Below are 21,575 nucleotides of genomic sequence, written 5' to 3' on the forward strand. Positions count from 1 at the left end.
CGTTGAGCGGCCGCCCCGATACAATGATGGTCACCCGCAGCGGCCCTTTGCCAGGCCCTGCCCCTCCTTGCCAGCCGTGAGCCTGCCATGAGCGAGAAGATCCCGACCCACGATGTCACCCCGGATCCGGTGAAGCACCACAGCCCGCAGGAGACGGTGACCCAGCACATGTACGCCAGTCGTCGGCATATCTATGTGCGTGAGATCAAGGGCGTCTTCCAGCGCCTTCGCCGTGGATCCAACTGGGGTCTCATGCTGGCCTTCTTCCTGCTGCCCTGGGTGCCCTGGGGCGACCGGCCTGCCATCTGGTTCGATCTTCCCGGCCGGGAATTCCACATCTTCTCGGCGACCTTCTACCCTCAGGAGTTCATGCTGCTCTCCTGGCTCTTGATCATCTGCGCCTTCGGCCTGTTCTTCATCACGGTATTCGCCGGGCGAGTGTGGTGCGGCTATACCTGCCCCCAGAGTGTCTGGACCTTCCTGTTCATCTGGGTCGAACATCGCCTAGAAGGATCGCGAAACCGGCGCATCAAGCTCGACCGACAGCCGACGTCGGCCGACAAGCTACGGCGCAAGACCGCCAAGCACGCCATCTGGCTGCTGATCGCCCTGGCCACAGGGATCACCTTCGTCGGCTACTTCACGCCGATCCGTGACCTGGTGATGGAGCTGCCGACCCTCGAGGCCCATGGCTGGTCCTACTTCTGGGTGGGCTTCTTCCTGGTCTTCACCTACCTCAATGCCGGCTGGCTGCGCGAGCAGGTCTGCATCTACATGTGCCCCTACGCGCGATTCCAGTCGGTGATGTTCGACCGCGACACCCTGATCGTCTCCTACGACACGGACCGCGGCGAGCCCCGCGGGCCCCGGAAGAAGAACCTCGGCCATGAGCAGGCCCGCCAGGAAGGCCACGGCGACTGCATCGACTGCGACCTCTGCGTGCAGGTGTGCCCCACCGGCATCGACATCCGCGACGGCCTGCAGTACGAGTGCATCACCTGCGCGGCCTGCATCGACGCCTGTGACAGCGTGATGGACAAGATGGGTTACCCCCGAGGGCTGATCCGCTACACCACCGAGAACGCCCTGGAGGGCAAGCCGACGCACATCCTGCGGCCCCGTCTGATGGGCTATCTCGCCGCCCTGATGGTGATGATCGGGGTGTTCGCCTGGGCGGTGGCTGACCGCACGCCACTCGACTTCGACGTGGAGCGCGAACGCAATCAGCTTTACCAGATGACCCGAGACGGCAAGATCAGCAACGTCTACACCATGACCGTGCGGAACCTCGACAGTCGCGACCACGTCTATCGCCTCGAGGTAGAGGGCCTGCCGGGACTCACCCTGGACACCCACGAAGTCAGCGTTCCCGCCGGAGAGTCTCGTCAGCTGGTGGTGGAAGCCACCGCCAACCCGGAGGTGATCAAGCGCCCCAGCCACGATATCCTTCTGCGGGTCACCGCCAATGAGGGTGATATCGCCATCGAACATGACAGCCGTTTCCTGGGAGGCACCCGCTGATGAGCGCGGAGCAAGAGATCATCCCCCCCTGGTACAAGCAGTTCTGGCCCTGGTTCCTGATCGGTCTGCTGGCCTCGTCGGTGACCTTCAGCATCGTCTACCTGGTGCTCTCGATCCACTTCTACGATGGCACGGTGGAGCGGGACTATTACAAGCGGGGCCTGGCCATCAACGAACAGCTGGCCAAGCAGGAGCATGCACGTGAGCTCGGTCTCGAGGCGGTCATGCTGGCCGACCCCCTCACCGGGGACATCGTCATCGACCTTCAGGGCGAGCGCCGACCGGAGCGACTCTACCTGGAACTGATCTTCCCGACCGAGAGCAGCCGCGACCGCTCCCTGGTGCTGGAGCACGTCCGTGACGGACGCTACGTGACGATGATCGACGAACCGCTGAACTATCGCTGGTACCTGCACCTGCAGCCCGCCGAGGGCCAGGATGCCGAGTGGCGCCTGACCGGTGAGGCGCACTTCCCGGCGGATAGCGGGATACCGCTGTCCCCCGGGATCTAGATGACCGCCTCACCCGCCACGACCTCCATGACCGACGTCCTCGACTGCTACCACTGCGGCAGCCGGGTGCCGCCGGACGCACCCTGGTCGATCACTCTGGACGACGAGCGTCGGCCGCTGTGCTGTCCTGGCTGCGAGGCGGTGGCCCATGCCATCGTCGACGGAGGCCTGGCGAGCTACTACCGCTTTCGCACCGAGCTGCCGGAGCGGCCGGATGATCGCCAGGCGGTCAATGCAGAGACCTGGGCGGTCTTCGATGATCCGGGGCTACAGGCGCGCTTCGTGCACGCCGATGGGGGCGGTGACACGGTGCACGCCACCCTGGCCGTGGACGGCATCACCTGCGCGGCCTGCGCCTGGCTCATCGAGCACCGGCTCAATGCCCTCCCCGGCATCACCGCCAGCGCGGTCAATCTCTCCCATCACCGCCTGCGTGTCAGTTGGGATCCCGAACGGGTGGCCCTGTCGCGGATCCTCGCCGAGATGGCCGCCATCGGCTATGCCGCTCAACCCTACGAGCCCGATGCGGCCCAGAGCCGGCTGAAGCACGAGGAGCGCATGAACGTGCGCCGGCTGATCGTCGCCGCGGTGGCGATGATGCAGGTCCTGATGTTCTCGATCCCGATCTACGTGGCGGACCCAGGCGAGCTCAGCGCCGACTTCGATGCCCTCTTCCACTGGCTATCCTTCGCCCTGGCCACCCCGGTGGTGCTCTTCTCGGCACAGCCCTTCTTCGCGGGCGCGTTGCGCGACCTGAAGGCCCGTGTCCTGGGCATGGACGTGCCGGTGTCGCTGGCCATCGGCGGGGCCTATCTCGCCAGCGGCTATGCGGTGATCGCGGGACACGGCGATGTGTATTTCGACTCGGTGGCCATGTTCACCTTCTTCCTGCTCTTCGGCCGCTACGTGGAGGTGCGTGCCCGGCGACGCAGTGGACACAGCGGCAATGCCCTCTCCGGCGCCCTGCCCCTTTCGGCCATCCGCCTCACCGGAGAGGGCGAGGAACGCATCCTGCCCTCCAGCGAGCTCGCCGCGGGGGACCGGGTGCTGGTCAAGCCCGGACACGGCGTGCCGGCCGACGGGGTGATCGAGAGCGGCGAGTCGAGTCTCGACGAGTCCATGCTCACCGGAGAGAACCAGCCGGTGACCCGGCGGGTCGGCGACCGCGTGACCGGCGGTAGCCAGAACATCGAGAGTCCCCTCACGGTGCGCGTCACCCACGCAGGCAGTGATGCCCGGGTCGCTGGCATCGTCGACCTCACCGACCGCGCCTTCGCCAGCCGCCCGCGCATCGCCCAGCTCGCGGCGCGCATGGCCCATCACTTCGTGCTGCAGGTGCTGGTGATCTCCCTCGCCGTCGCCGTCGCCTGGTGGTTCATCGACCCCGACCGGATGCTGTGGGTCACCCTGTCGGTGCTGGTGGTCACCTGTCCCTGCGCCCTGGCACTGGCCACGCCCACGGCCCTGACCGCCGGTCACGGACGGCTGCACCGCCGCGGGGTCCTCATCACCCGTGCCGACGCCCTGGAGGCACTGTCCCAGCTGGACCGGGTGATCTTCGACAAGACCGGCACCCTGACCAGCGGCGAGATGAGCCTGGTGGAGACCCGCCGGGTCGGCGACGCCCTCGACGATGACCGCGCACGTGCCCTGGCGGCAGCACTGGAAGCCCAGTCCGAACACCCCATCGCCCGCGCCTTCCGCCCGTTTCGCGACGCAGCCCTCAGCGCCGTCGAGGTGCACAGCCGCCCCGGCCAGGGCCTGGAAGGCCGGATCGATGGACGTCACTGGCGGCTCGGCACGCCGGCATTCGCCGCCCCCGAGACGCCTCCCACCGTGCCTGGCGAGGGCCAGTGGCTGCTGCTGGCGGAGGACGGCATGCCCCGGGCCTGGTTCTGCCTCCACGACCGCCTGCGGGAGGATGCCCGGGAGACCGTCGAGGCCCTGAAGGCGCGAGGCCTCGCGGTGGAGTTGCTCTCCGGGGATACCGAGTCGGCGGTGTCGGCCATGGCCCGACGCCTGGGCATCGCGACCTGGCAGGCGGCGGCCTCTCCGGAAAACAAGCTGGAGCGCATCCGGTCGTTGCAGGCCGCCGGCGAGCGGGTGGCCATGGTGGGTGACGGCATCAACGATGTGCCGGTGCTGGCCGGTGCCGACGTGGCCATCGCCATGAACGGTGCCACCGACCTGGCGCGCACCCGCGCCGACGCCGTCTTGCTCGGCCCGCGACTGGGGCGTATCGTCGAGGCTATCGCGACCAGCCGGGCAACCCGGCGCATCATCCGCCAGAACCTGGCCTGGTCACTGGTCTACAACGTCTCGGCGCTGCCCCTGGCGGCCATGGGCTTCGTGCCTCCCTGGCTTGCCGCCATCGGCATGTCGGCCAGTTCGCTGGTCGTCGTCGGCAATGCCCTGCGCCTGTCCCGCGACACTCCCGCGCGACCCTCCGGTGCCGACTCTCCCAGGCTGGTGAACGCATGAGCATCCTCTACCTGCTGATTCCCCTCTCACTGATCCTGCTGGGGCTGGCGGTCTGGGCCTTCTTCTGGGCCGTCAAGCACGACCAGTTCGAGGATCTCGAGGGCCCCGCCTACCGCATCCTCTTTGACGAGGACGAAAACGACCGTCCCAAGGAGCAGCGGCCGTCGTCCGATCCTGAAGGGATCCACGACGAGGACCGCCACCACTGATGGACCCCACCGGCCTCGACCTGCCGCCGCTGGCCGCAGCCTTCATCTTCGGCCTGCTCGGTGGCGCCCACTGCATCGGCATGTGCGGCGGCATCATGAGCGCCCTGACCTTCGCCGTTCCCCCCAGCATGCGCAGCCCGGCACGACTCTCGGGCCTGCTGCTGGGCTACAACCTGGGCCGTATCACCAGCTACATGACGGCCGGCGCCCTGGTGGCCGGGCTCGGCACACTGGTCGCCCTCAGCCCCCAGGCGCGCCTGGTGCTGCAGGCCCTGGCCGCGGTGATGCTGATCCTGATGGCGCTTTACATCGCCGACTGGTGGAAGGGCCTGCTGCGGGTCGAGGCCCTGGGACGCCGACTCTGGAAGCATCTCGAACCGCTGGGGCGTCGCCTGATGCCGGTCGTCAGGATCCCCCAGGCCTTAGCTCTGGGGGCCGTCTGGGGTTGGCTGCCCTGCGGCCTGGTCTACTCCATGCTGGCCTGGAGCCTGGCGATGGCCGATCCCTGGCGGGGCGCCGCCCTGATGGGCGCCTTCGGCCTCGGCACCCTGCCTGCCCTGCTGGCCACCGGCCTGGCGGCTCGCCAGCTTGGCTCCCTGATCCGCCACCCGGCCACCCGGACCCTCGCCGCGCTATCGATCATCGCCTTCGCCCTATGGCAGGTATGGACGCTGCTTCCCGCCACAGGGACCCACTGACGCCGGCGGCGATTCCGGCTTAGCTTGACACAGCTCAACGCGGCTCGAGATCCATGTCACTAGCATGAGGGCATGTTCCAGCGGAGTGCAGACCATGCCTGCTCGCGCGTCAGCCGCCGACCGTGACGGGGCCCTCTTCTCAGCGGCGTCGCCGGCCCCCGCCTATGCCTTCTACCCCACCACCCATGCGCTGAGTGACGATATCGGTGCCGAGGACTATCGCCAGGCGCTGGAGCACAGCAATGCGGCGGCACGCCCCCTGGCACTCTACGTCCATCTGCCATTCTGCCGGCAGGCCTGCTTTCACTGCACCCGCCAGCCGGTCATCACCTCGGATACCCGGCTTCCCGAGTCTTATCTCTCACGCCTCGACCGGGAGATGGTCCTGATCCGTCGCCACCTGGATCCCGCACGGGAAGTCCGCTCCCTGCATTGGGGTGGGGGCACTCCCACCTTCCTGGGCCTGAACCAGCTGAGTGACCTGATCGATCGACTGGATGCCCGCTTCCGGTTGGCCAGCGATCGAGGCAGGGAATATCTGGTCGAGATCGACCCACGTGAGGCGGATGTCCTCACCCTGCGTCATCTGGAAGCGCTGGGCTTCAACCGCCTGAGCCTGGAGGTGCTGGACCTGGATCCCGAGGTCCAGCAGGCGATCAACCGCATCCAGGGACGCGGTCTGACCGAGCAGCTGATCGACGAGGCAGAACGGCTGGGGTTCCACTCCGTGAACCTGGACCTGATCATCGGCCTTCCCCGCCAGACCCGGGACGGCTTCACCGCCACGCTTGCGCAGGTCATCGCCATGGCGCCGGAACGGCTGTCGCTGTTTCACTACCGCCACCATCCCGAACGCTTCCCGATCCAGAGACACATCCGCATCGCGGAGCTACCCGGCCCACAGGAGACCCTGGCGATGATGGATACGGCCTACCGGATGCTCGCCGCCGCGGGCTATGTCCATCTTGGCAGGGAGCGCTTCGCGCGGAGTGACGACCGCCTGACCAAGGACCGGCTGGCGGGGAGGAAGTGCGAGCGCCATGACCTGCTGGGGCTGGGCGTCACGGCCGTCTCCCGCCTGGAGGACCTGCATGTCCGCAACCCGCTGACCCTGGAGGCCTATGAGGCGGCCCTGGACCAGGGCCGCCTGGCCACCGCCGCCGGACACCGACTGAGCCTGGACGACCGGCTGCGCGGCGCCGCCATCGAGACGTTGATGAGCGAACTCACCCTGGATCTGGCGGCCCTCGGCGACGCTTTCGACCTGGACGCCGAGGCCCATCTCGCCGAACCCCTGTGGCGCCTGGCAGTGGCCGAGCGGGAGGGACTCGTCGAACGCCAGGACCAGCGACTCCTTGTCACGGCCAAGGGACGGCTGCTGGTCCGCCAACTGGCCACGGCCTTCGACGCCTATCCCCTCACGCCCTTGCCCAGGCAGTCATCACACGCCTCCTGAGGCATGTCGAGGAGGACTTTGCCGATGGGCGACAATCCCTCCATACTGTGGCTGGAGTCGTCATTCATGGAGGACAGCATGGCCGACACCGCTACCGGCAGCCCCCGTACACTATTGAACGAGACCCGCTGTCAGACCTGCAGCCTCAGTTCCCTCTGCCTGCCGCTGGCGCTCGAGTTGCAGGACATGGACCAGTTAGATGCCATCATCCGCCGTCGCGCACCGCTGAAGAAGGGAGATTCGCTGTTCCGTCAGGGCACCCCTTTCACCAGCGTTTTTGCAGTGCGCTCCGGCAGTCTCAAGCAGATGACCACCGAGGGCGGCGGCGAGGAACAGCTGACCAACTTCTATCTGCCCAGCGAGTTGGCAGGACTGGACGGCATCGGTGAGGCAAGCTATCCGGGCACAGTGGTGGCGCTGGAGACCACCACCGTCTGCGAGATCCCCTTCGACCGGCTCGAAGCCCTCTCCGAGACCCTGCCGGAGCTAAGGGGCCAGCTCTATCGCAGCATGAGCAAGGAGATGCGCGACGATCGCCGCATGATGCGCCTGCTCTCACGAAAGACCGCCGACCAGCGCCTGGCCACCTTCTTCACCAACCTGTCGGACCGCTTCCGTCGCCGCGGTTACTCCCCCTTCAGTTTCCGGCTGTCCATGTCCCGTGCCGATATCGGCAACTACCTGGGGCTTGCGGTGGAGACCGTCAGTCGCATCCTGGGCCGCTTCCAGACCCAGGGTCTGGTGGCCGTGTCCGGCCGCGAGGTGAACATCCTCGACCTTGAGGCGCTGATCGAGGTGGCCGAGCAGGAAGGCTGCCGTTGAGAGCGCCCATCAATTTCCGACCTCGACGACCACTCTTCACCTCGACAACTACTCATCTCTGCCCAGAAAAAACCCCAGCGGACCGTTCCAGTCGCTGGGGTTTTTCTTGACCGCGCGGACCTCTACGGCTCGTTGTGGAGGTCGATTCTGTCGGCCTGCATGCGGTCCTGCTTCTCCTCGAGGCCGGTGAAGTCGAAGAGCGCCCGGTCTGCCAGTTGCGAAGGTGCCACGTTGGTGACGGCCTTGAACATGCTCTCGAGTCGTCCGGGGTGAGTCTTCTCCCACTCCGCCAGCATCTCCTTGACCACCTGGCGTTGAAGGTTCGGCTGGGAGCCGCAGAGATTGCAGGGAATGATCGGAAACTCCATCAGCCGGGCAAACTCTGCGATGTCCGCCTCCCGACAGTAGGCCAGCGGGCGGATGACCATGTTCCTGCCGTCGTCCGAGAGCAGCTTGGGCGGCATCGCCTTGAGGCTGCCGCCGAAGAACATGTTGAGAAACAGGGTCTCGAGAATGTCTTCGCGATGATGCCCCAGCGCCACCTTGGTGGCACCGATCTCCTCGGCGAAGCCGTAAAGGGAACCGCGCCGCAGCCGAGAGCAGAGGGCACAGGTGGTCTTGCCCTCAGGGGTCTTCTCCTTCACCACCGAGTAGGTATCACGCTCGAGGATACGATAATCGACCCCGATGCCCGTCAGGTAATCGGGCAGCACGTGCTCGGGAAAGCCGGGCTGCTTCTGGTCCAGGTTGACCGCCACCAGGGAGAAGTTCACCGGTGCGTTGCGCTGCAGGTTGCGCAGGATCTCGAGCAGGGTATAGCTGTCCTTTCCCCCGGAGAGGCAGACCATCACCCGGTCCCCCTCATGGATCATCCCGTAGTCGATGATGGCATTGCCCACCTGCCGACGCAGCCGCTTCTGCAGCCTGTTGAATTCGCGCTTGCCTCGCGCATCGAGGCCTTCTGTGAGGGTCGCCGGTTCGGCGGGGCGGGAAGCGGAGTCGCGGGGGTCGAACATGAGGGCGTCTTGCATGGTCTCGGCGCTGCCTGGGCGGCTGGAAATGACGGGCGACTATCCTACCATCCTCGCCGCGACCAGGCGAAACGGCACCGGACCGCGCCAGGAATCAGCAGAAACGCTCGGCCTGCAAGAGGCTGTGCGCCATGCGCAGGTGAATCAACGCCGTGGTGACGGCATCACCCAGCGCCGTGTGCCGCCCCATCACCGGCACCCCCAGACGCTCGGCCACCTCCTCGAAGTGCGGCCGGATGTCCAGTTCGGGGCAGCGGCGACGCAACTGGCGATAATAAGCCTGCGCCACGTCGATGCCGGCATTGGGCAGGTCGAAACCGAACCGGGGCCGCAGGTAGCGGTTGAGGATGGCCAGGTCAACATCCAGGCGCCAGCCGATCAGGGGTCGATTTCCGACGAAGTCCAGGAACTGCGCCAGTGCCTCGTCGATGCCGGTTCCATCGTCCAGGTCGATGCCACGCAGGCCATGGAGTCGAATCGAGTCGCCGCAGAGGCTGGCGGGGCGCGCCAGCCGCAGGTCAAGGGAATCGCTGGTCAGGACCCGGTCGCCACGCACACGAACCGCCGCCAGCGAGACCAGTTCAGGCTCGCGGGCATCGTGGCCGGTCGTCACACAATCGATGGCGACCATCTCTTCCCCGGTATAGGGAGCGAAGAGCCAGCCATAGTCACCGTTGGCCTGTCGCCGTCGGTCAGCGGCGCGCCGCAGGGCCCTGAGCATCAGGACACCTCCTGTTTATCATGGTGATCGTTGGATGTGGAGATCCGAGTCGAGGCGCGTCACGCGTCAGGAGTACTCGAGGTGGAATCGATGTGACAGCCGCTGCTTGAATTCCTTGACGATGTGCAAGGCCTCGCGAAGCAGGTCCCGTTCCAGGGAGGAAAGTTCCTGAACCACCACCCGGTCAGGCTCCTGGCGCCGGCCGTCCGGATCCTCGAGGCGCTCGAGCTGCTGCCGGAGTCTCATCTCGGTGAACAGCGACAGGGCCTCGCCCAGGTCCTCGGCAAAGCGCTCATCCAGCCGACCGTCGACCACCAGGGCCTCGAGCCGGTCCAGGGTGGAGGTCGCCTTGATGCCTCGTTCGAGTGCCAGAGTGCGCACTCCGTGGACGATGGGGAAGATGCCCCCCTTCTTGATGTCGACGCCATGCTGCGGCTTCTTCAATGAGCCGAACAGAGTCAGGGGGGTGGAAAAGCGCAGGGCCGCGCGGGCGAAGTAGGAGAGCAGAATCTCGTCCCGGCTGCAGCGCTCGAAGAGCTCCTCGCGCAGCCGCTCGAGCAGCGCCGCATTGCCGGCCACCGCATGGGCATCGAGCATGATGGCAAGGTGCATGAGGCTTTCCCCGTCCCGGCTAGCCGCCCAGTGCGCGATGCGGCCACGCCACTGGGTCTCGGTCCCCACCCATTGCGGGTTGGATACCATGATATTGCCGGGACAGGGCGGGTAGCCCAGCTCTATCAGGGTCTCGGTGAGGCGTTGCATCTGCTCCTGGCAGTCAGGCCACTCAAGATCGTCGGACAGGATCAAGCCATTGTCCTGATCGGTCTTGAGGATCTGTTCGCCACGCCCCTCGCTGCCCATCACGATCATGCAGCTGTCGCGATGGTAGCGCTCGTCGATCAGAAACTCCCAGGCCTTGTTCATGATGCGTCCGTTGATCGCGGCCAGGAGCCCCATGGCGAAGCGCAGCTTGACGCCCTGGGCCATCAGCGCATTCACCAGCTCCGGCGTGCGACGACTGGCGGCGGCCAGCGTCTCCAGGCTGTTCGCCTGCTCCACCTGCAGGCTGACCACATAGCTGCGGCTGGAGAAGTAGCTGAGCACATCGGTCAGCTCCACCACGCCGCAGGGCTGCTCCTGCTCCATGACCACCACCCGCTCCACCTTGAAGCGCGTCATCTGGACCAGCACCTCGAACAGGTACTTCTCTGGGGTCGCCGTGACCAGTTCGAAGTGAGCGACCGCCTTCACCGGACTCTCCTGAGCCAGGCCCTGAAGGACCAGGGCATTGAGCAGGTCGGTCTTGGTGACCATGCCCGGCCCGTTCTCACCCTTTACCAGCAGGCTGTCGGCGTGGCTGTCATTCAGTGTGTGTACCGCCTCCGCAATACTGGTCGTGGCCTCCACGACCAGGGGGGGACGCATACACTCGCTGACACGGGCGAGCATGAACCCCGCCATGGTGACACCGCCCTCGGCGCGGTGCTCGGCGAGCAGCCGGGTCTTCTCGGCCAGGCGCTGGCGGAAGAACTCGGCAAAGGCCGGATAGGCCTTGCAGAGCTGTTTGAACAGCCCCTTGGGCAGCAGGTAGCAGAGGCACTCCTGTTCGGCCCTGAAGCGGTAGCGGCTCTTTCCGTTGAGGATGCTGATGGCCCCGAACAGGTCCCCGGCCGTGTAGTGGCCGATATGCGATTGCGCGCCCGGCAGGGTCGGGTCCAGCTCGGCGACCTCCCCCTTGTGGATCAGAAAGACGTTCTCACCCGCCTGACCGGCATCGAGGATGATCTCTTCACGGTCGAAATAGGCCAGGTCCATGCCACTGCGGACGCGCTCCCTCCCTTCCTCGTCCAGAAAGGTGAAGGGGGGGTGTGAAAGTTCTACATCGACCATGGGGCTGTCCTCATCGCGCGGCTTACACCACCCCGCTGACCTCGGTGCACTTGGCTTCCATCGAGGGTTCAAGATAGCAAAGTCGTGATTCCGCAAAGACCTAGACAATCGTCCTATCCTGGCCGTCTTAGACCATCGTCAAACGCCGCCGGCTAACTCGCATCAACCCACCGACTTTTTCGGGCTATACCATCGTCCTATGCTCGGCCAGGCCAGGATACAACCACGCCCAAAAACATACTACAACCCATTGATTATTATCTTATTTTAAAGATATCAGTCCATCGGTATCTTTTCATGATACGAAAGTCTGGGATTTATTTTAGCCGTTTGCTGGCCACTATTACGCCTGAGCCATACAGGGCAATACCGCGTCGACACTTGCGCCTCGAACGTCGCGGGCAACCCGGTAACAAGCCGGTACAGATTCCGCCATCAAGGCTGGCTCCGTCGGCACGACTGTCCTGATGAGCAAACTGAACGCTCGGGGCAACTTCCCAACCTCAATGACACGTGGAGAGCAACACTATGGCAGACGACAAAGCCAATGCCACTGCTTACTGGAAGGCGAACGTACGCCTGATCACGGGGTGCCTGATCGTCTGGGCCTTCGTATCCTACGGCTGCGCTATCCTTTTTCGCCCGCTGCTGGCTGGCATTTCGGTAGGGGGGACGGACCTGAGCTTCTGGTTCGCCCAGCAGGGTTCGATCCTGACCTTCATCGGCATCATCTTCTTCTACGCGTGGAAGATGAACCGTCTCGATAATCAGTTCGGACTCGGGGAGTAAGCCAGCATGAGTCAGTTTGCAATCAATCTGCTGTTTGTAGGGGCCTCCTTTGCCCTCTATATCGGCATCGCGATCTGGGCTCGCGCCGGGTCGACCAAGGACTTCTATGTCGCCGGTGGCGGCGTGCATCCGATCACCAACGGCATGGCCACCGCCGCGGACTGGATGTCCGCCGCCTCGTTCATCTCCATGGCCGGCCTGCTGGCCTCCGGCGGCTATGCCAACTCCACCTTCCTGATGGGCTGGACCGGGGGCTACGTCATCCTCGCGATGCTGCTCGCACCCTACCTGCGCAAGTTCGGCAAGTTCACGGTGCCCGACTTCATCGGTGACCGCTTCTACAGCAATACCGCCCGTCTGGTCGCGGTCATCTGCCTGATCGTGGCATCGATCACCTACGTCATCGGCCAGATGACCGGTGCCGGCGTCGCCTTCTCGCGCTTCCTTGAGGTCAGCAATACCTGGGGCATCTGGATCGCCGCCTTCATCGTATTCCTCTATGCCGTGTTCGGTGGCATGAAGGGGATTACCTACACCCAGGTGGCCCAGTACATCGTGCTGATCATCGCCTACACCATCCCGGCCGTGTTCATCTCCCTGGAGCTGACCGGCAACCCCATTCCCGGGCTGGGCCTGTTCAGCACCCACACCGAGTCCGGTGTGCCGCTGCTGGCGAAGCTTGATGACGTGATCAATGCACTGGGCTTCCGCGACTACACCGCCGACGTCGACAACAAGCTGAACATGGTGCTGTTCACCATGTCGCTGATGGTCGGTACCGCGGGCCTGCCCCACGTCATCATCCGCTTCTTCACCGTCCCGAGGGTGGCCGATGCGCGCTGGTCCGCCGGCTGGGCCCTGGTCTTCATCGCCCTGCTCTACCTGACCGCGCCCGCCGTGGGTTCCATGGCACGCCTGAACCTGATGACCACCGTCTATCCGGACATGGCCGGCCAGGTCGAGAACTACGAGGACGCTGCCACCAACCCGATCCTCTATTCCGACCGTCCCGAGTGGGTCCGGACCTGGGAAGAGACCGGCCTGATCACCTTCGAAGACAAGAACGGCGACGGTCGCGTCCAGGTCTACAACGACGGCAACGACGCCTTCGCCGAGACCGCCGCACAGCGTGGCTGGAACGGCAGCGAGCTCAACGTCAACAACGACATCCTGGTGCTCGCCAACCCGGAGATCGCCAACCTGCCGAGTTGGGTCATCGGCCTGATCGCCGCCGGTGGTATCGCAGCCGCGCTGTCCACGGCCGCCGGCCTGCTGCTGGCCATCTCCTCGGCCATCAGTCACGACCTGATCAAGACCATGATCAACCCCAAGATCACCGAGAAAGGAGAGATGCTGGCAGCCCGGATCTCCATGGGTGGTGCCATCCTGCTGGCGACCTTCCTGGGGCTGAATCCCCCCGGTTTCGCGGCGCAGACGGTGGCGCTGGCCTTCGGTATCGCCGGTGCCTCGCTGTTCCCGGCACTGATGATGGGCATCTTCTCCAAGCGGGTGAACAACAAGGGCGCCGTCGCCGGCATGCTGACCGGCCTGGGCACCACCCTGCTCTACATCTTCACCTACCTGGGCTGGTTCTTCATACCGGAGACCAATATGCTGCCCAACACGCCGGACAACTGGATCCTGGGCATCTCGCCGCTCTCCTTTGGTGCGATCGGCGCGATCTTCAACTTCACGGTGGCCTTCGCCGTCTCCAACGCCACCGAGGAGCCTCCGCAGGAGATCCAGGACCTGGTGGAGAGCGTTCGCTTCCCGAAGGGCGCTGGCACTGCAGTTGACCACTAGGCCATAATGGCCTCCCGGCCCGGCCAGTCCGGGCCGCGGAACCTCACCCGATCGGGCTTCCTCAGGGAAGCCCGATCGCTTTAAGGACTCATGATTTATGATATGGCACTTGATTGCGGCGGTCTTCGCTGGCCTGGGGGCCGCGGGAGTCGGTCTGATCCTGCGCATGGCAAGCGGCAAGCGCCTGCCGCGCTGGATCGTACCGGTCTGCGGTGGACTAGGGATGCTCGGCTACCAGATTTACAACGAATACGCCTGGTTCGACCACAAGCAGCAGCAACTGCCCGAGACGGCCGAGGTAGTCTCGGTGGAAGAGGGCCATATGTTCTGGCGCCCCTGGACCTTCGCCTTCCCCATGACCACGGCCTTCACCATCGTGGACCAGGACGGCCTGGCGGTGAGACGGACGGATGAGGGGCGCCTCGTCGAGTTCATTCTCTACCGATTCGAGAAAGAGTACGTGGACCAGGTGAGCCATCAGGCCTGGCTGATGAACTGCGCGACAAGGGAAATACTGCCACTCGAGGGAGAGACGCGTACTCCGCGCACCGACGAGATGCGCCGCATCGACGAGTCCGCCCCGCTCTATCGGGCGATCTGTAAAGAGGCCTGATCAGGCACCCCTTCGCTGCCCCTGCCGCCGCCCCACGCCTTGCCCTAGAATGGGTGCATCAGGAAGGGAGTAGAGTGCATGTTCGCTGGCTGGCTGCTGATCGTCGTTTCACTGCTGTACATTGCCGTGCTGTTCGCCATCGCTTGGCGCGGGGATCGCCACGCCCGAGAGCACGGGGCGAGTCGGCGCCGTCCGGTGATCTACAGTCTGGCCCTGGCCATCTACTGTTCGTCCTGGACCTTCCATGGCGCCGTTGGCCAGGCGGCTACGGACGGCTGGTCCTTCGCCAGCATCTTCGTCGGACCGATCCTCACCCTGCTGTTGTTCTGGCCGGTACTGGCCAAGATGATCCGCGTCGCCAAGCACCAGAACGTCACCTCCATCGCCGACTTCATCGCCTCACGCTATGGCAAGACCCAGTCGCTGGCCGCCTTCGCCAGCCTGGTGGCGTTGATCGGCACCCTGCCCTACATCGCCTTGCAACTGAAGGCCGTCTCCACCTCCTTCAGCGTGGTCACCTCGGCCTCGGACTTCACCCGGGCACCGCTGTTCGGTGACACCGCCTTCTACGTGGCGATCGTGATGACCGCCTTCGCGATCCTCTTCGGCACCCGCCATACCGACGCTACCGAGCACCACGAGGGGCTGATCCAGGCCGTGGCCTTCGAGTCGCTGGTGAAACTGCTGGCCTTCCTCTGCCTGGGGGCCTATGTCACCTGGGGAATGTTCGATGGGCTGGGCGACCTGCTGGGCCGCGCCGAGTTACAGCTGGAGCTCCAGCGCCAGCTGGCCGACCAGAACTTCGGCCAGAGCTTCTGGGCCCAGACCCTGCTGGCGATGCTGGCCATCCTCTGTCTGCCCCGCCAGTTCCATGTCGCGGTGGTGGAGAACATCCACCGTGACGATGCCACCAAGGCCCGCTGGCTCTTCCCGCTCTATCTGCTGGTCTTCGCCTTCTTCGTCATCCCGATCGCTGCGGCCGGACTGACCATCTTTGCCGACAGCCCCATCGAGCCCGATACCTATGTGCTGGCCCTGCCCATGGCGGCCGACAACGCCTGGCTGACGCTGCTGACCTTCATCGGTGGCTTCTCCGCCGCCACCGGCATGGTGATCGTCGCCGCCGTGGCGGTCTCTATCATGATCTCCAACGAGATCGTCATTCCAGCGCTGTTCCGCCTGCGCTGGTTCGACACCAAGCCGCGCGATTACGGTCGCCTGGTGCTTCGGGCCCGGCGCATCACCATCGCCGCGATCCTGGCGATGGCCTATGGCTTCTACCATCTGATCGGCGAGATCAGTTCGCTGGCCAACATCGGCATGCTCTCCTTTGCCGCCGCGGCCCAGTTCGCCCCGGCACTGATCGGCGGCCTCTACTGGAAACGCGGCAACCGCCTCGGGGTCATCACCGGCATGAACGCAGGCTTCGCCATCTGGGCCTACAGCCTGTTGATGCCAACGATGATCAGTACCGGCGTGCTGCCGGCCGACTGGGCCGTCGGCGGCCCCCTGAACATCGCCTGGCTCGCCCCCACCTCGCTGTTCGGCCTCAATGTCGGCGACAGCTTCACCCATGGCGTGATGCTCTCCCTGGGCGTGAACCTCTTCTGCTACATCTTCGTCTCCCAGATGACCCCACAGCGGGTAGTCGAACGCATCCAGGCCTCGCTGTTCGTCGACAGCGTCGAGACCCGCCAGACCTCTGTGAACCGCCCCTGGACGGGCGCCACCACCGTGGGCGACCTCAAGGTGCTCTGCGAGCGCTTCCTGGGTGCCGGACAGGTGAGTCGCGCCTTCGATGACTATGCCCGGCGCATCGGCAAGCCACTGGAGGACAACACCCGGGCCTCCATCGACGTCATCCAGTTCACCGAGCGATTCCTGGCCTCGGTACTCGGCGCCTCCTCGGCACGGATCGTGGTCAACTCGGCCCTGCAGGGCCGCGGCATCGGTATCTCGGACGTGATCTCCATCGTCGACGAGGCCTCCCAGGTGCTGGAATTCAACCGCGCCTTGTTGCAGGCCACCATCGAGAACATCAGCCAGGGCATCAGCGTGGTCGACCAGAACCTGCGCCTGGTGGTGTGGAACCAGCGCTATCTGGAACTGTTCCGCTTCCCGGACCATCTGATCCGGGTGGGTGCCCCGATGGACAAGATCTTCCGCTACAACGCCCACAACGGAGAATATGGCCCCGGCGATCCGGAGGAACATGTCCGACTGCTGATCGACAACATCCGTGAGGGGCAGCCCCACCGCTACGTGCGCTATCGCCAGGACGGTAGCGTGCTGGAGGTTCAGGGCAACCCGATGCCGGGCGGCGGCTTCGTCTACACCTATCAGGACATCACCCAGCAGAAGCGCATCGAGGAGGCGCTGATCCGCTCGGAGAACAACATCCGCATCTACACCGACAACGTGCCGGCGCTGATTGCCTACTTCGACAAGGAGTGTCGCTACCTCTTCACCAACCGCGCCTACGAACATGCCTTCGGGATCGACCGCAACGCGGTGATCGGCAAGCGCGTCGAGGAGGTCATTGCGCCCGACATGGCACGCGAGCGGGCCCCCTGGATCGAGCGCGCCCTGGCCGGCGAGCGGGTCAACTTCGAGGTATCGCTGCCCATCGGCGACGAGCGGCGCTACATGCTGGTCACCTATACGCCGCACTTCGGCGACAGCGGAACCATCCTCGGTTTCTTCGCCCTCTATCAGGACATCACCGAACGGCGCCTGGCCGAGATCGCCCTCAAGGAGACCAACGAGACCCTCGAGGAGCGGGTCCGCGAGCGTACCCAGGCGCTCTCCGAGGCCAACGCCGCGCTGCGTCAGGAGAACCGGGTTCGCGCCGAGGCAGAGCTGGCCCTGCGCCAGGCCAAGCAGCTGGCAGAGGACGCCAACGCCTCAAAGACGCGCTTCCTGGCCGCCGCCAGCCATGACCTACTGCAGCCTCTAAATGCCGCGCGACTCTTCACCTCTGCCCTTGCCCAGGAGATGGATGCCAAGGACATGAAGCGCACCATCGGCCATATCGACAACTCGCTGCAGGCCGCCGAGGAACTGCTCGGCACCCTGCTCGACATCTCCAAGCTCGACGCCGGCGCACTCACACCACGGCGCAGCCACTTCGCCCTGGCCGACATCGTCCAGCCTCTTCGAGCCGAGTTCGAGGTGATGGCCGAGGAGCGTGGCCTGGACCTGGTGGTGGTGCCGACCCGCCAGTGGGTCGACAGCGATGCGCAGATGCTGCGTCGGATCATCCAGAACTTCCTCTCCAATGCCATCCGCTATACCCAGGCGGGACGGGTCCTGCTGGGCTGCAGGCGCCATGGGGAGCGCATCACCATCGAGGTATGGGACTCGGGTCCCGGGATTCCCGAAGCCAGGCAGGACGAGATCTTCCAGGAGTTCCGGCGCCTCGACCAGGCCACGCGGCATAAGGAGAGCGAGAAGGGCCTGGGGCTCGGGCTCTCCATCGCCGACCGCATGGCCCGAGTCCTCGATCATCCCATCCGGGTTCGTTCGAGGGAGGGGATCGGCACCATGTTCTCGGTCAGCGTGCCGGTGGTGGCTCCCCGCACCGCTACACAGCAGGCCGATGACGCCCCGAAGCGAGCCGGCAACAAGCTTGCCGGTACCCGCATCCTGTGCATCGACAACGAGTCGCTGATCCTCGAGGGCATGAAGGCGATGCTCTCGGGCTGGGGCTGCGAGGTCTTTACCGCCACCACCATCGGCGGCGCCAAGTCGGTGCTTCGCCACCTGGACGGCGGCCCGGATGCGATCCTCGCCGACTACCACCTGGACAACGAAGTCACCGGACTGATGGCCCTGGAGGCCCTCGGCGAACGCCTGGAGCATGCCGTTCCAGGCATCGTGATCACCGCCGATCGCACCGAGGAGGTGGCCGAGGAGATCAGGCGCGCGGGCTACCAGTTGCTCCTCAAGCCGGTGCGTCCCGCCGCCCTGCGTGCCCTGCTCACCCGCACCCTGCAGGCCAGCCGGGCCGCGCAGTAGCCCGGGGCCACGAGTAACCAGAGACCATACGCGAGAAACCCCACCAGCAGATGCCGTGGGGTTCCAGTGACTGGCTTCTCGACGCTTGCCGCTCCAGGCGAAGCCCGATCAGGATTGGACTTTTGGCGGCTCGACCTCGAGCTTCTGGGCGGCGATCACCGCCTGAGTGCGGGAGTGCACGCCGAGCTTGCGCAGGATGGCGGTGACATGGGCCTTGATGGTCGCCTCGGAAACGCTCAGCTCGTAGGCGATCTGCTTGTTGAGCAGCCCCTCGGTGAGCATGTTGAGTACCCTGAACTGCTGGGGTGTCAGCGAGGCGATCGCCTCGGCGAAGCGGGTCTCATCCTCGTTCGAATCGCCCATGGCATTGGCCATCTCGGCCGGCAACCACACCTCGCCGTCGAGGATCTCGCCCACCGCCTCGGCGATCAACGCCAGCGACGAGGACTTGGGAATGAAGCCAGAGGCACCGTAGTCGATGGCGCGGCGTACCACATGGACCTGATCGCTGCCCGAGACCACCGCCACCGGGATGTCCGGGGTCTGGCCGCGTAGCTGGATGAGACCGGAGAACCCATGGGCCCCCGGCATATGCAGGTCGAGCAGGATAAGGTCGGCATCGGGATGACGGGTGACCACATCAGTGGTGGCCTCCATGGTATCGGATTCGACGATCTCGGCCTGGGGCGCCAACTGACGCAGGGCCTGGGTCAGAGCCGCACGGAACAGCGGATGGTCATCGGCGACGATGAATTTCTGGACATAGGCCATGGATATTCCTCCGGTTCCTCGAGCAGCGGACAGACGACCGCCACGCTGGGCTCTACAGGTATTGACGGCATGGTACCCCATGGCCGAGGCGATTCCCAAGGTCTCTTTGGATATTGTCGACACTCTTTCTGTCGGCCATGAAGAAGCCGGCCCCGTGGGGCCGGCTTGAGGTATCGTGGTGCAGCAGCAGAGGGTCGCCACCCGCGGTGGCCAGCCCCCTCAGCGATTGGCGCGATGCTCGATCAGCTCATCGACCACCGAGGGATCCGCCAGCGTGCTGGTGTCGCCCAGGCCATCGCACTCGTTGGCGGCGATCTTGCGCAGGATGCGGCGCATGATCTTGCCCGAGCGGGTCTTGGGCAGACCCGGGGCCCACTGGATGACGTCCGGCGAGGCGATGGGACCGATGTCCTTGCGCACCCACTGGGTCAGCTCCTTCTTGAGCGCATCGCTCTCCTCGAAGCCATCGCCCAGGGTCACGTAGATGTAGATGCCCTGCCCCTTGATGTCGTGGGGGAAGCCGACCACGGCCGCCTCTGCCACCGCCTCATGCGCCACCAACGAGGACTCGATCTCGGCGGTCCCCATGCGGTGACCGGAGACGTTGAGCACGTCATCGACGCGGCCGGTGATCCAGTAGTAGCCATCCTCGTCACGGCGACAGCCGTCGCCGGTGAAGTACATGCCCTTGTAGGTGGAAAAATAGGTCTGCACGAAACGCTCATGGTCACCCCAGATTGAGCGCGCCTGACCCGGCCAGGAATCGAGGATCACCAGATTGCCCTCGGCGGCTCCCTTGAGCTCGTTGCCCTCGTTGTCGACCAGGGCCGGCATCACGCCGAAGAACGGCAGGGTCGCGGAGCCCGGCTTGAGGTCGGTGGCACCGGGCAGCGGTGCGATCATGATGCCGCCGGTCTCGGTCTGCCACCAGGTATCGACGATGGGACACTTGGAATTGCCGATCACCCGATGGAACCATTCCCAGGCCTCCGGGTTGATCGGCTCACCCACCGAGCCGAGCAGACGCAGGCTGTCACGCTTGCTGGAGTCCATGACGTTGTCGCCATGGGCCATCAGCGCCCGCACCGCGGTAGGAGCGGTATAGAGAATGCTGACGTTGTGCTTGTCGACGATCTCGCCCATGCGTCCATGGGTCGGATAGCTCGGCACGCCCTCGAACATCAGGGTAGTGCCGCCGTTGGCCAGCGGCCCATAGACGATGTAACTGTGGCCGGTGACCCAGCCCACGTCGGCGGTGCACCAGTAGACTTCGCCGTCCTGATAGTCGAAGACGTACCGGTGGGTCATGGACGCATGCAGCAGGTAGCCACCAGTGGTGTGCTTCAGCCCCTTGGGCGCGCCGGTAGAGCCCGAGGTATAGAGAATGAACAACGGATCCTCGGCATTCATCTCCTCGGCCGGACAGTCGGTGGACTGCTTCGAGACGGCATCGTCGTACCAGACATCGCGACCCTCGTGCCAGTCGACCTCGCCGCCGGTGCGCTTGACCACCAGCACCTTCTCGCACACCTCGGTACCGTCACGCGTCAGGGCAGCATCGACATTGTCCTTGAGCGGCACCTGCTTGCCGCCGCGCACGGACTCGTCGGAGGTGATGATCAGCTTTGACTGGGCGCCGACCACGCGCTGGGCGACGGCATCCGGCGAGAAGCCACCGAACACCACCGAGTGCACCGCACCGATGCGGGCACAGGCCAGCATCGCCATGGCGGCCTCGGGAATCATCGGCATGTAGAGCGTGACCACGTCGCCCTTGCCGACACCCAGCTCCTTCAGACCGTTGGCCAGCTGGCAGGTCTGCTCGTAGAGCTCACGGTAGGTGAGCGTCTTGTCATCCTTGGGATCATCGCCTTCCCAGATGATCGCCGGCTGGTCGCCGCGGGTCTCGAGATGGCGGTCGAGGCAATTGACGCTGGCGTTGAGGGTGCCGTCCTCGAACCAGCGGATATCCACGTTGTGCGAGTCGAAGGAGGTGCTCTTGATCTTGGTGGGCGCCTTGAACCAATCGAGGCTCTTGGCCTGCTCACCCCAGAACCTCCTGGGATCCTCGACCGACTCCCGATACATGGCCTGGTAGGTGGCCTTGTCGGCGTTGGCCTGGGCGGCGAAGTCGTCACTTACCGGATAGACTTTCTGCTGTTCGGTCATGGAAATGCCTCTGTCCGGGAGGGCAAGCCCTCCTGGTGGATGTTGCCGACTGCGTTGTCGTTGGTCGCGCCG

The 21,575-nt window shown here is 65.0% G+C and carries 16 protein-coding genes; 11 read left to right on the forward strand and 5 right to left on the reverse strand.

The window, feature by feature from the left end:
- The first annotated feature begins 87 nt into the window (after positions 1-87).
- The 7 genes from ccoG to fnr all read left to right on the forward strand — a co-directional run bounded on the left by ccoG (position 88) and on the right by fnr (position 7,699).
- The gene (ccoG, locus tag ABE960_RS05515) at positions 88-1,521 is read left to right on the forward strand and encodes a cytochrome c oxidase accessory protein CcoG (protein ID WP_349761227.1); all 1,434 of its coding nucleotides are present in this window, start codon (positions 88-90) and stop codon (positions 1,519-1,521) included.
- Positions 1,521-2,033 carry a FixH family protein gene (locus ABE960_RS05520; RefSeq protein ID WP_349761228.1) on the forward strand — a complete coding sequence of 171 codons (513 nt, stop codon included), beginning with the start codon at positions 1,521-1,523 and terminating at the stop codon, positions 2,031-2,033. The genes ccoG and ABE960_RS05520 overlap by 1 nt, the downstream gene beginning before the upstream one ends.
- The gene (locus ABE960_RS05525) at positions 2,034-4,514 is read left to right on the forward strand and encodes a heavy metal translocating P-type ATPase (RefSeq protein WP_349761229.1); all 2,481 of its coding nucleotides are present in this window, start codon (positions 2,034-2,036) and stop codon (positions 4,512-4,514) included.
- Entirely contained in the window at positions 4,511-4,723 is a 213-nt protein-coding gene (ccoS, locus tag ABE960_RS05530) for a cbb3-type cytochrome oxidase assembly protein CcoS (protein WP_349761230.1), read from the forward strand. Before ABE960_RS05525 ends, ccoS begins: the two co-directional genes overlap by 4 nt.
- Positions 4,723-5,421, forward strand: a complete 699-nt coding sequence (locus tag ABE960_RS05535) for a sulfite exporter TauE/SafE family protein (RefSeq protein ID WP_349761231.1) — start codon at positions 4,723-4,725, stop codon at positions 5,419-5,421. The genes ccoS and ABE960_RS05535 overlap by 1 nt, the downstream gene beginning before the upstream one ends.
- A gap of 94 nt (positions 5,422-5,515) precedes the next feature.
- Positions 5,516-6,877: an oxygen-independent coproporphyrinogen III oxidase gene (hemN, locus tag ABE960_RS05540; protein ID WP_349761232.1), complete on the forward strand. Its 1,362-nt coding sequence runs from the start codon at positions 5,516-5,518 to the stop codon at positions 6,875-6,877.
- 78 nt (positions 6,878-6,955) lie between these two features.
- Entirely contained in the window at positions 6,956-7,699 is a 744-nt protein-coding gene (gene fnr / locus ABE960_RS05545; protein WP_349761397.1) for a fumarate/nitrate reduction transcriptional regulator Fnr, read from the forward strand.
- A gap of 122 nt (positions 7,700-7,821) precedes the next feature.
- On the opposite strand, the gene ttcA is transcribed toward fnr, so the two are convergent.
- From ttcA to ABE960_RS05560, 3 genes are all read right to left on the reverse strand, one after another.
- Positions 7,822-8,730: a tRNA 2-thiocytidine(32) synthetase TtcA gene (gene ttcA, locus ABE960_RS05550; protein ID WP_432765339.1), complete on the reverse strand. Its 909-nt coding sequence runs from the start codon at positions 8,728-8,730 to the stop codon at positions 7,822-7,824.
- Positions 8,731-8,824: 94 nt separating this feature from the next.
- A complete protein-coding gene (locus ABE960_RS05555) occupies positions 8,825-9,451 on the reverse strand; it encodes a 3'-5' exonuclease (RefSeq protein ID WP_349761234.1) in 627 nt (208 codons plus the stop codon).
- Between the two features lie 66 nt (positions 9,452-9,517).
- Positions 9,518-11,341, reverse strand: a complete 1,824-nt coding sequence (locus ABE960_RS05560) for a putative nucleotidyltransferase substrate binding domain-containing protein (RefSeq protein ID WP_349761235.1) — start codon at positions 11,339-11,341, stop codon at positions 9,518-9,520.
- Positions 11,342-11,869: 528 nt separating this feature from the next.
- Here ABE960_RS05560 and ABE960_RS05565 point away from each other — a divergent pair.
- The 4 genes from ABE960_RS05565 to ABE960_RS05580 all read left to right on the forward strand — a co-directional run bounded on the left by ABE960_RS05565 (position 11,870) and on the right by ABE960_RS05580 (position 18,563).
- Positions 11,870-12,130, forward strand: a complete 261-nt coding sequence (locus ABE960_RS05565) for a DUF4212 domain-containing protein (RefSeq protein ID WP_349761236.1) — start codon at positions 11,870-11,872, stop codon at positions 12,128-12,130.
- 6 nt (positions 12,131-12,136) lie between these two features.
- Positions 12,137-13,933 carry a sodium:solute symporter family protein gene (locus ABE960_RS05570; protein ID WP_349761237.1) on the forward strand — a complete coding sequence of 599 codons (1,797 nt, stop codon included), beginning with the start codon at positions 12,137-12,139 and terminating at the stop codon, positions 13,931-13,933.
- A 97-nt stretch (positions 13,934-14,030) separates the two neighbouring features.
- Positions 14,031-14,546: a hypothetical protein gene (locus ABE960_RS05575; protein WP_349761238.1), complete on the forward strand. Its 516-nt coding sequence runs from the start codon at positions 14,031-14,033 to the stop codon at positions 14,544-14,546.
- A 78-nt stretch (positions 14,547-14,624) separates the two neighbouring features.
- Positions 14,625-18,563 carry a hybrid sensor histidine kinase/response regulator gene (locus ABE960_RS05580; RefSeq protein WP_349761239.1) on the forward strand — a complete coding sequence of 1,313 codons (3,939 nt, stop codon included), beginning with the start codon at positions 14,625-14,627 and terminating at the stop codon, positions 18,561-18,563.
- Between the two features lie 108 nt (positions 18,564-18,671).
- Here the strand turns inward: ABE960_RS05580 and ABE960_RS05585 are convergent, their stop codons facing one another.
- Positions 18,672-19,334 (reverse strand): LuxR C-terminal-related transcriptional regulator, encoded by a 663-nt coding sequence (locus tag ABE960_RS05585; RefSeq protein ID WP_349761240.1) that lies wholly within the window; start codon positions 19,332-19,334, stop codon positions 18,672-18,674.
- A 219-nt stretch (positions 19,335-19,553) separates the two neighbouring features.
- Positions 19,554-21,503: an acetate--CoA ligase gene (gene acs / locus ABE960_RS05590; protein ID WP_349761241.1), complete on the reverse strand. Its 1,950-nt coding sequence runs from the start codon at positions 21,501-21,503 to the stop codon at positions 19,554-19,556.
- Positions 21,504-21,575 lie beyond the last annotated feature (72 nt).

This window comes from Halomonas aquatica, assembly GCF_040196335.1.
GTDB lineage: Bacteria > Pseudomonadota > Gammaproteobacteria > Pseudomonadales > Halomonadaceae > Halomonas > Halomonas aquatica.

Bases quoted from the DNA above. Each gene is read 5' to 3' on its own strand.
- ccoG (WP_349761227.1), top strand. From the start codon at position 88: ATGAGCGAGAAGATCCCGACCCACGATGTCACCCCGGATCCGGTGAAG.
- ABE960_RS05520 (WP_349761228.1), top strand. From the start codon at position 1,521: ATGAGCGCGGAGCAAGAGATCATCCCCCCCTGGTACAAGCAGTTCTGG.
- ABE960_RS05525 (WP_349761229.1), top strand. From the start codon at position 2,034: ATGACCGCCTCACCCGCCACGACCTCCATGACCGACGTCCTCGACTGC.
- ccoS (WP_349761230.1), top strand. From the start codon at position 4,511: ATGAGCATCCTCTACCTGCTGATTCCCCTCTCACTGATCCTGCTGGGG.
- ABE960_RS05535 (WP_349761231.1), top strand. From the start codon at position 4,723: ATGGACCCCACCGGCCTCGACCTGCCGCCGCTGGCCGCAGCCTTCATC.
- hemN (WP_349761232.1), top strand. From the start codon at position 5,516: ATGCCTGCTCGCGCGTCAGCCGCCGACCGTGACGGGGCCCTCTTCTCA.
- fnr (WP_349761397.1), top strand. From the start codon at position 6,956: ATGGCCGACACCGCTACCGGCAGCCCCCGTACACTATTGAACGAGACC.
- ttcA (WP_432765339.1), bottom strand. From the start codon at position 8,730: ATGCAAGACGCCCTCATGTTCGACCCCCGCGACTCCGCTTCCCGCCCC.
- ABE960_RS05555 (WP_349761234.1), bottom strand. From the start codon at position 9,451: ATGCTCAGGGCCCTGCGGCGCGCCGCTGACCGACGGCGACAGGCCAAC.
- ABE960_RS05560 (WP_349761235.1), bottom strand. From the start codon at position 11,341: ATGGTCGATGTAGAACTTTCACACCCCCCCTTCACCTTTCTGGACGAG.
- ABE960_RS05565 (WP_349761236.1), top strand. From the start codon at position 11,870: ATGGCAGACGACAAAGCCAATGCCACTGCTTACTGGAAGGCGAACGTA.
- ABE960_RS05570 (WP_349761237.1), top strand. From the start codon at position 12,137: ATGAGTCAGTTTGCAATCAATCTGCTGTTTGTAGGGGCCTCCTTTGCC.
- ABE960_RS05575 (WP_349761238.1), top strand. From the start codon at position 14,031: ATGATATGGCACTTGATTGCGGCGGTCTTCGCTGGCCTGGGGGCCGCG.
- ABE960_RS05580 (WP_349761239.1), top strand. From the start codon at position 14,625: ATGTTCGCTGGCTGGCTGCTGATCGTCGTTTCACTGCTGTACATTGCC.
- ABE960_RS05585 (WP_349761240.1), bottom strand. From the start codon at position 19,334: ATGGCCTATGTCCAGAAATTCATCGTCGCCGATGACCATCCGCTGTTC.
- acs (WP_349761241.1), bottom strand. From the start codon at position 21,503: ATGACCGAACAGCAGAAAGTCTATCCGGTAAGTGACGACTTCGCCGCC.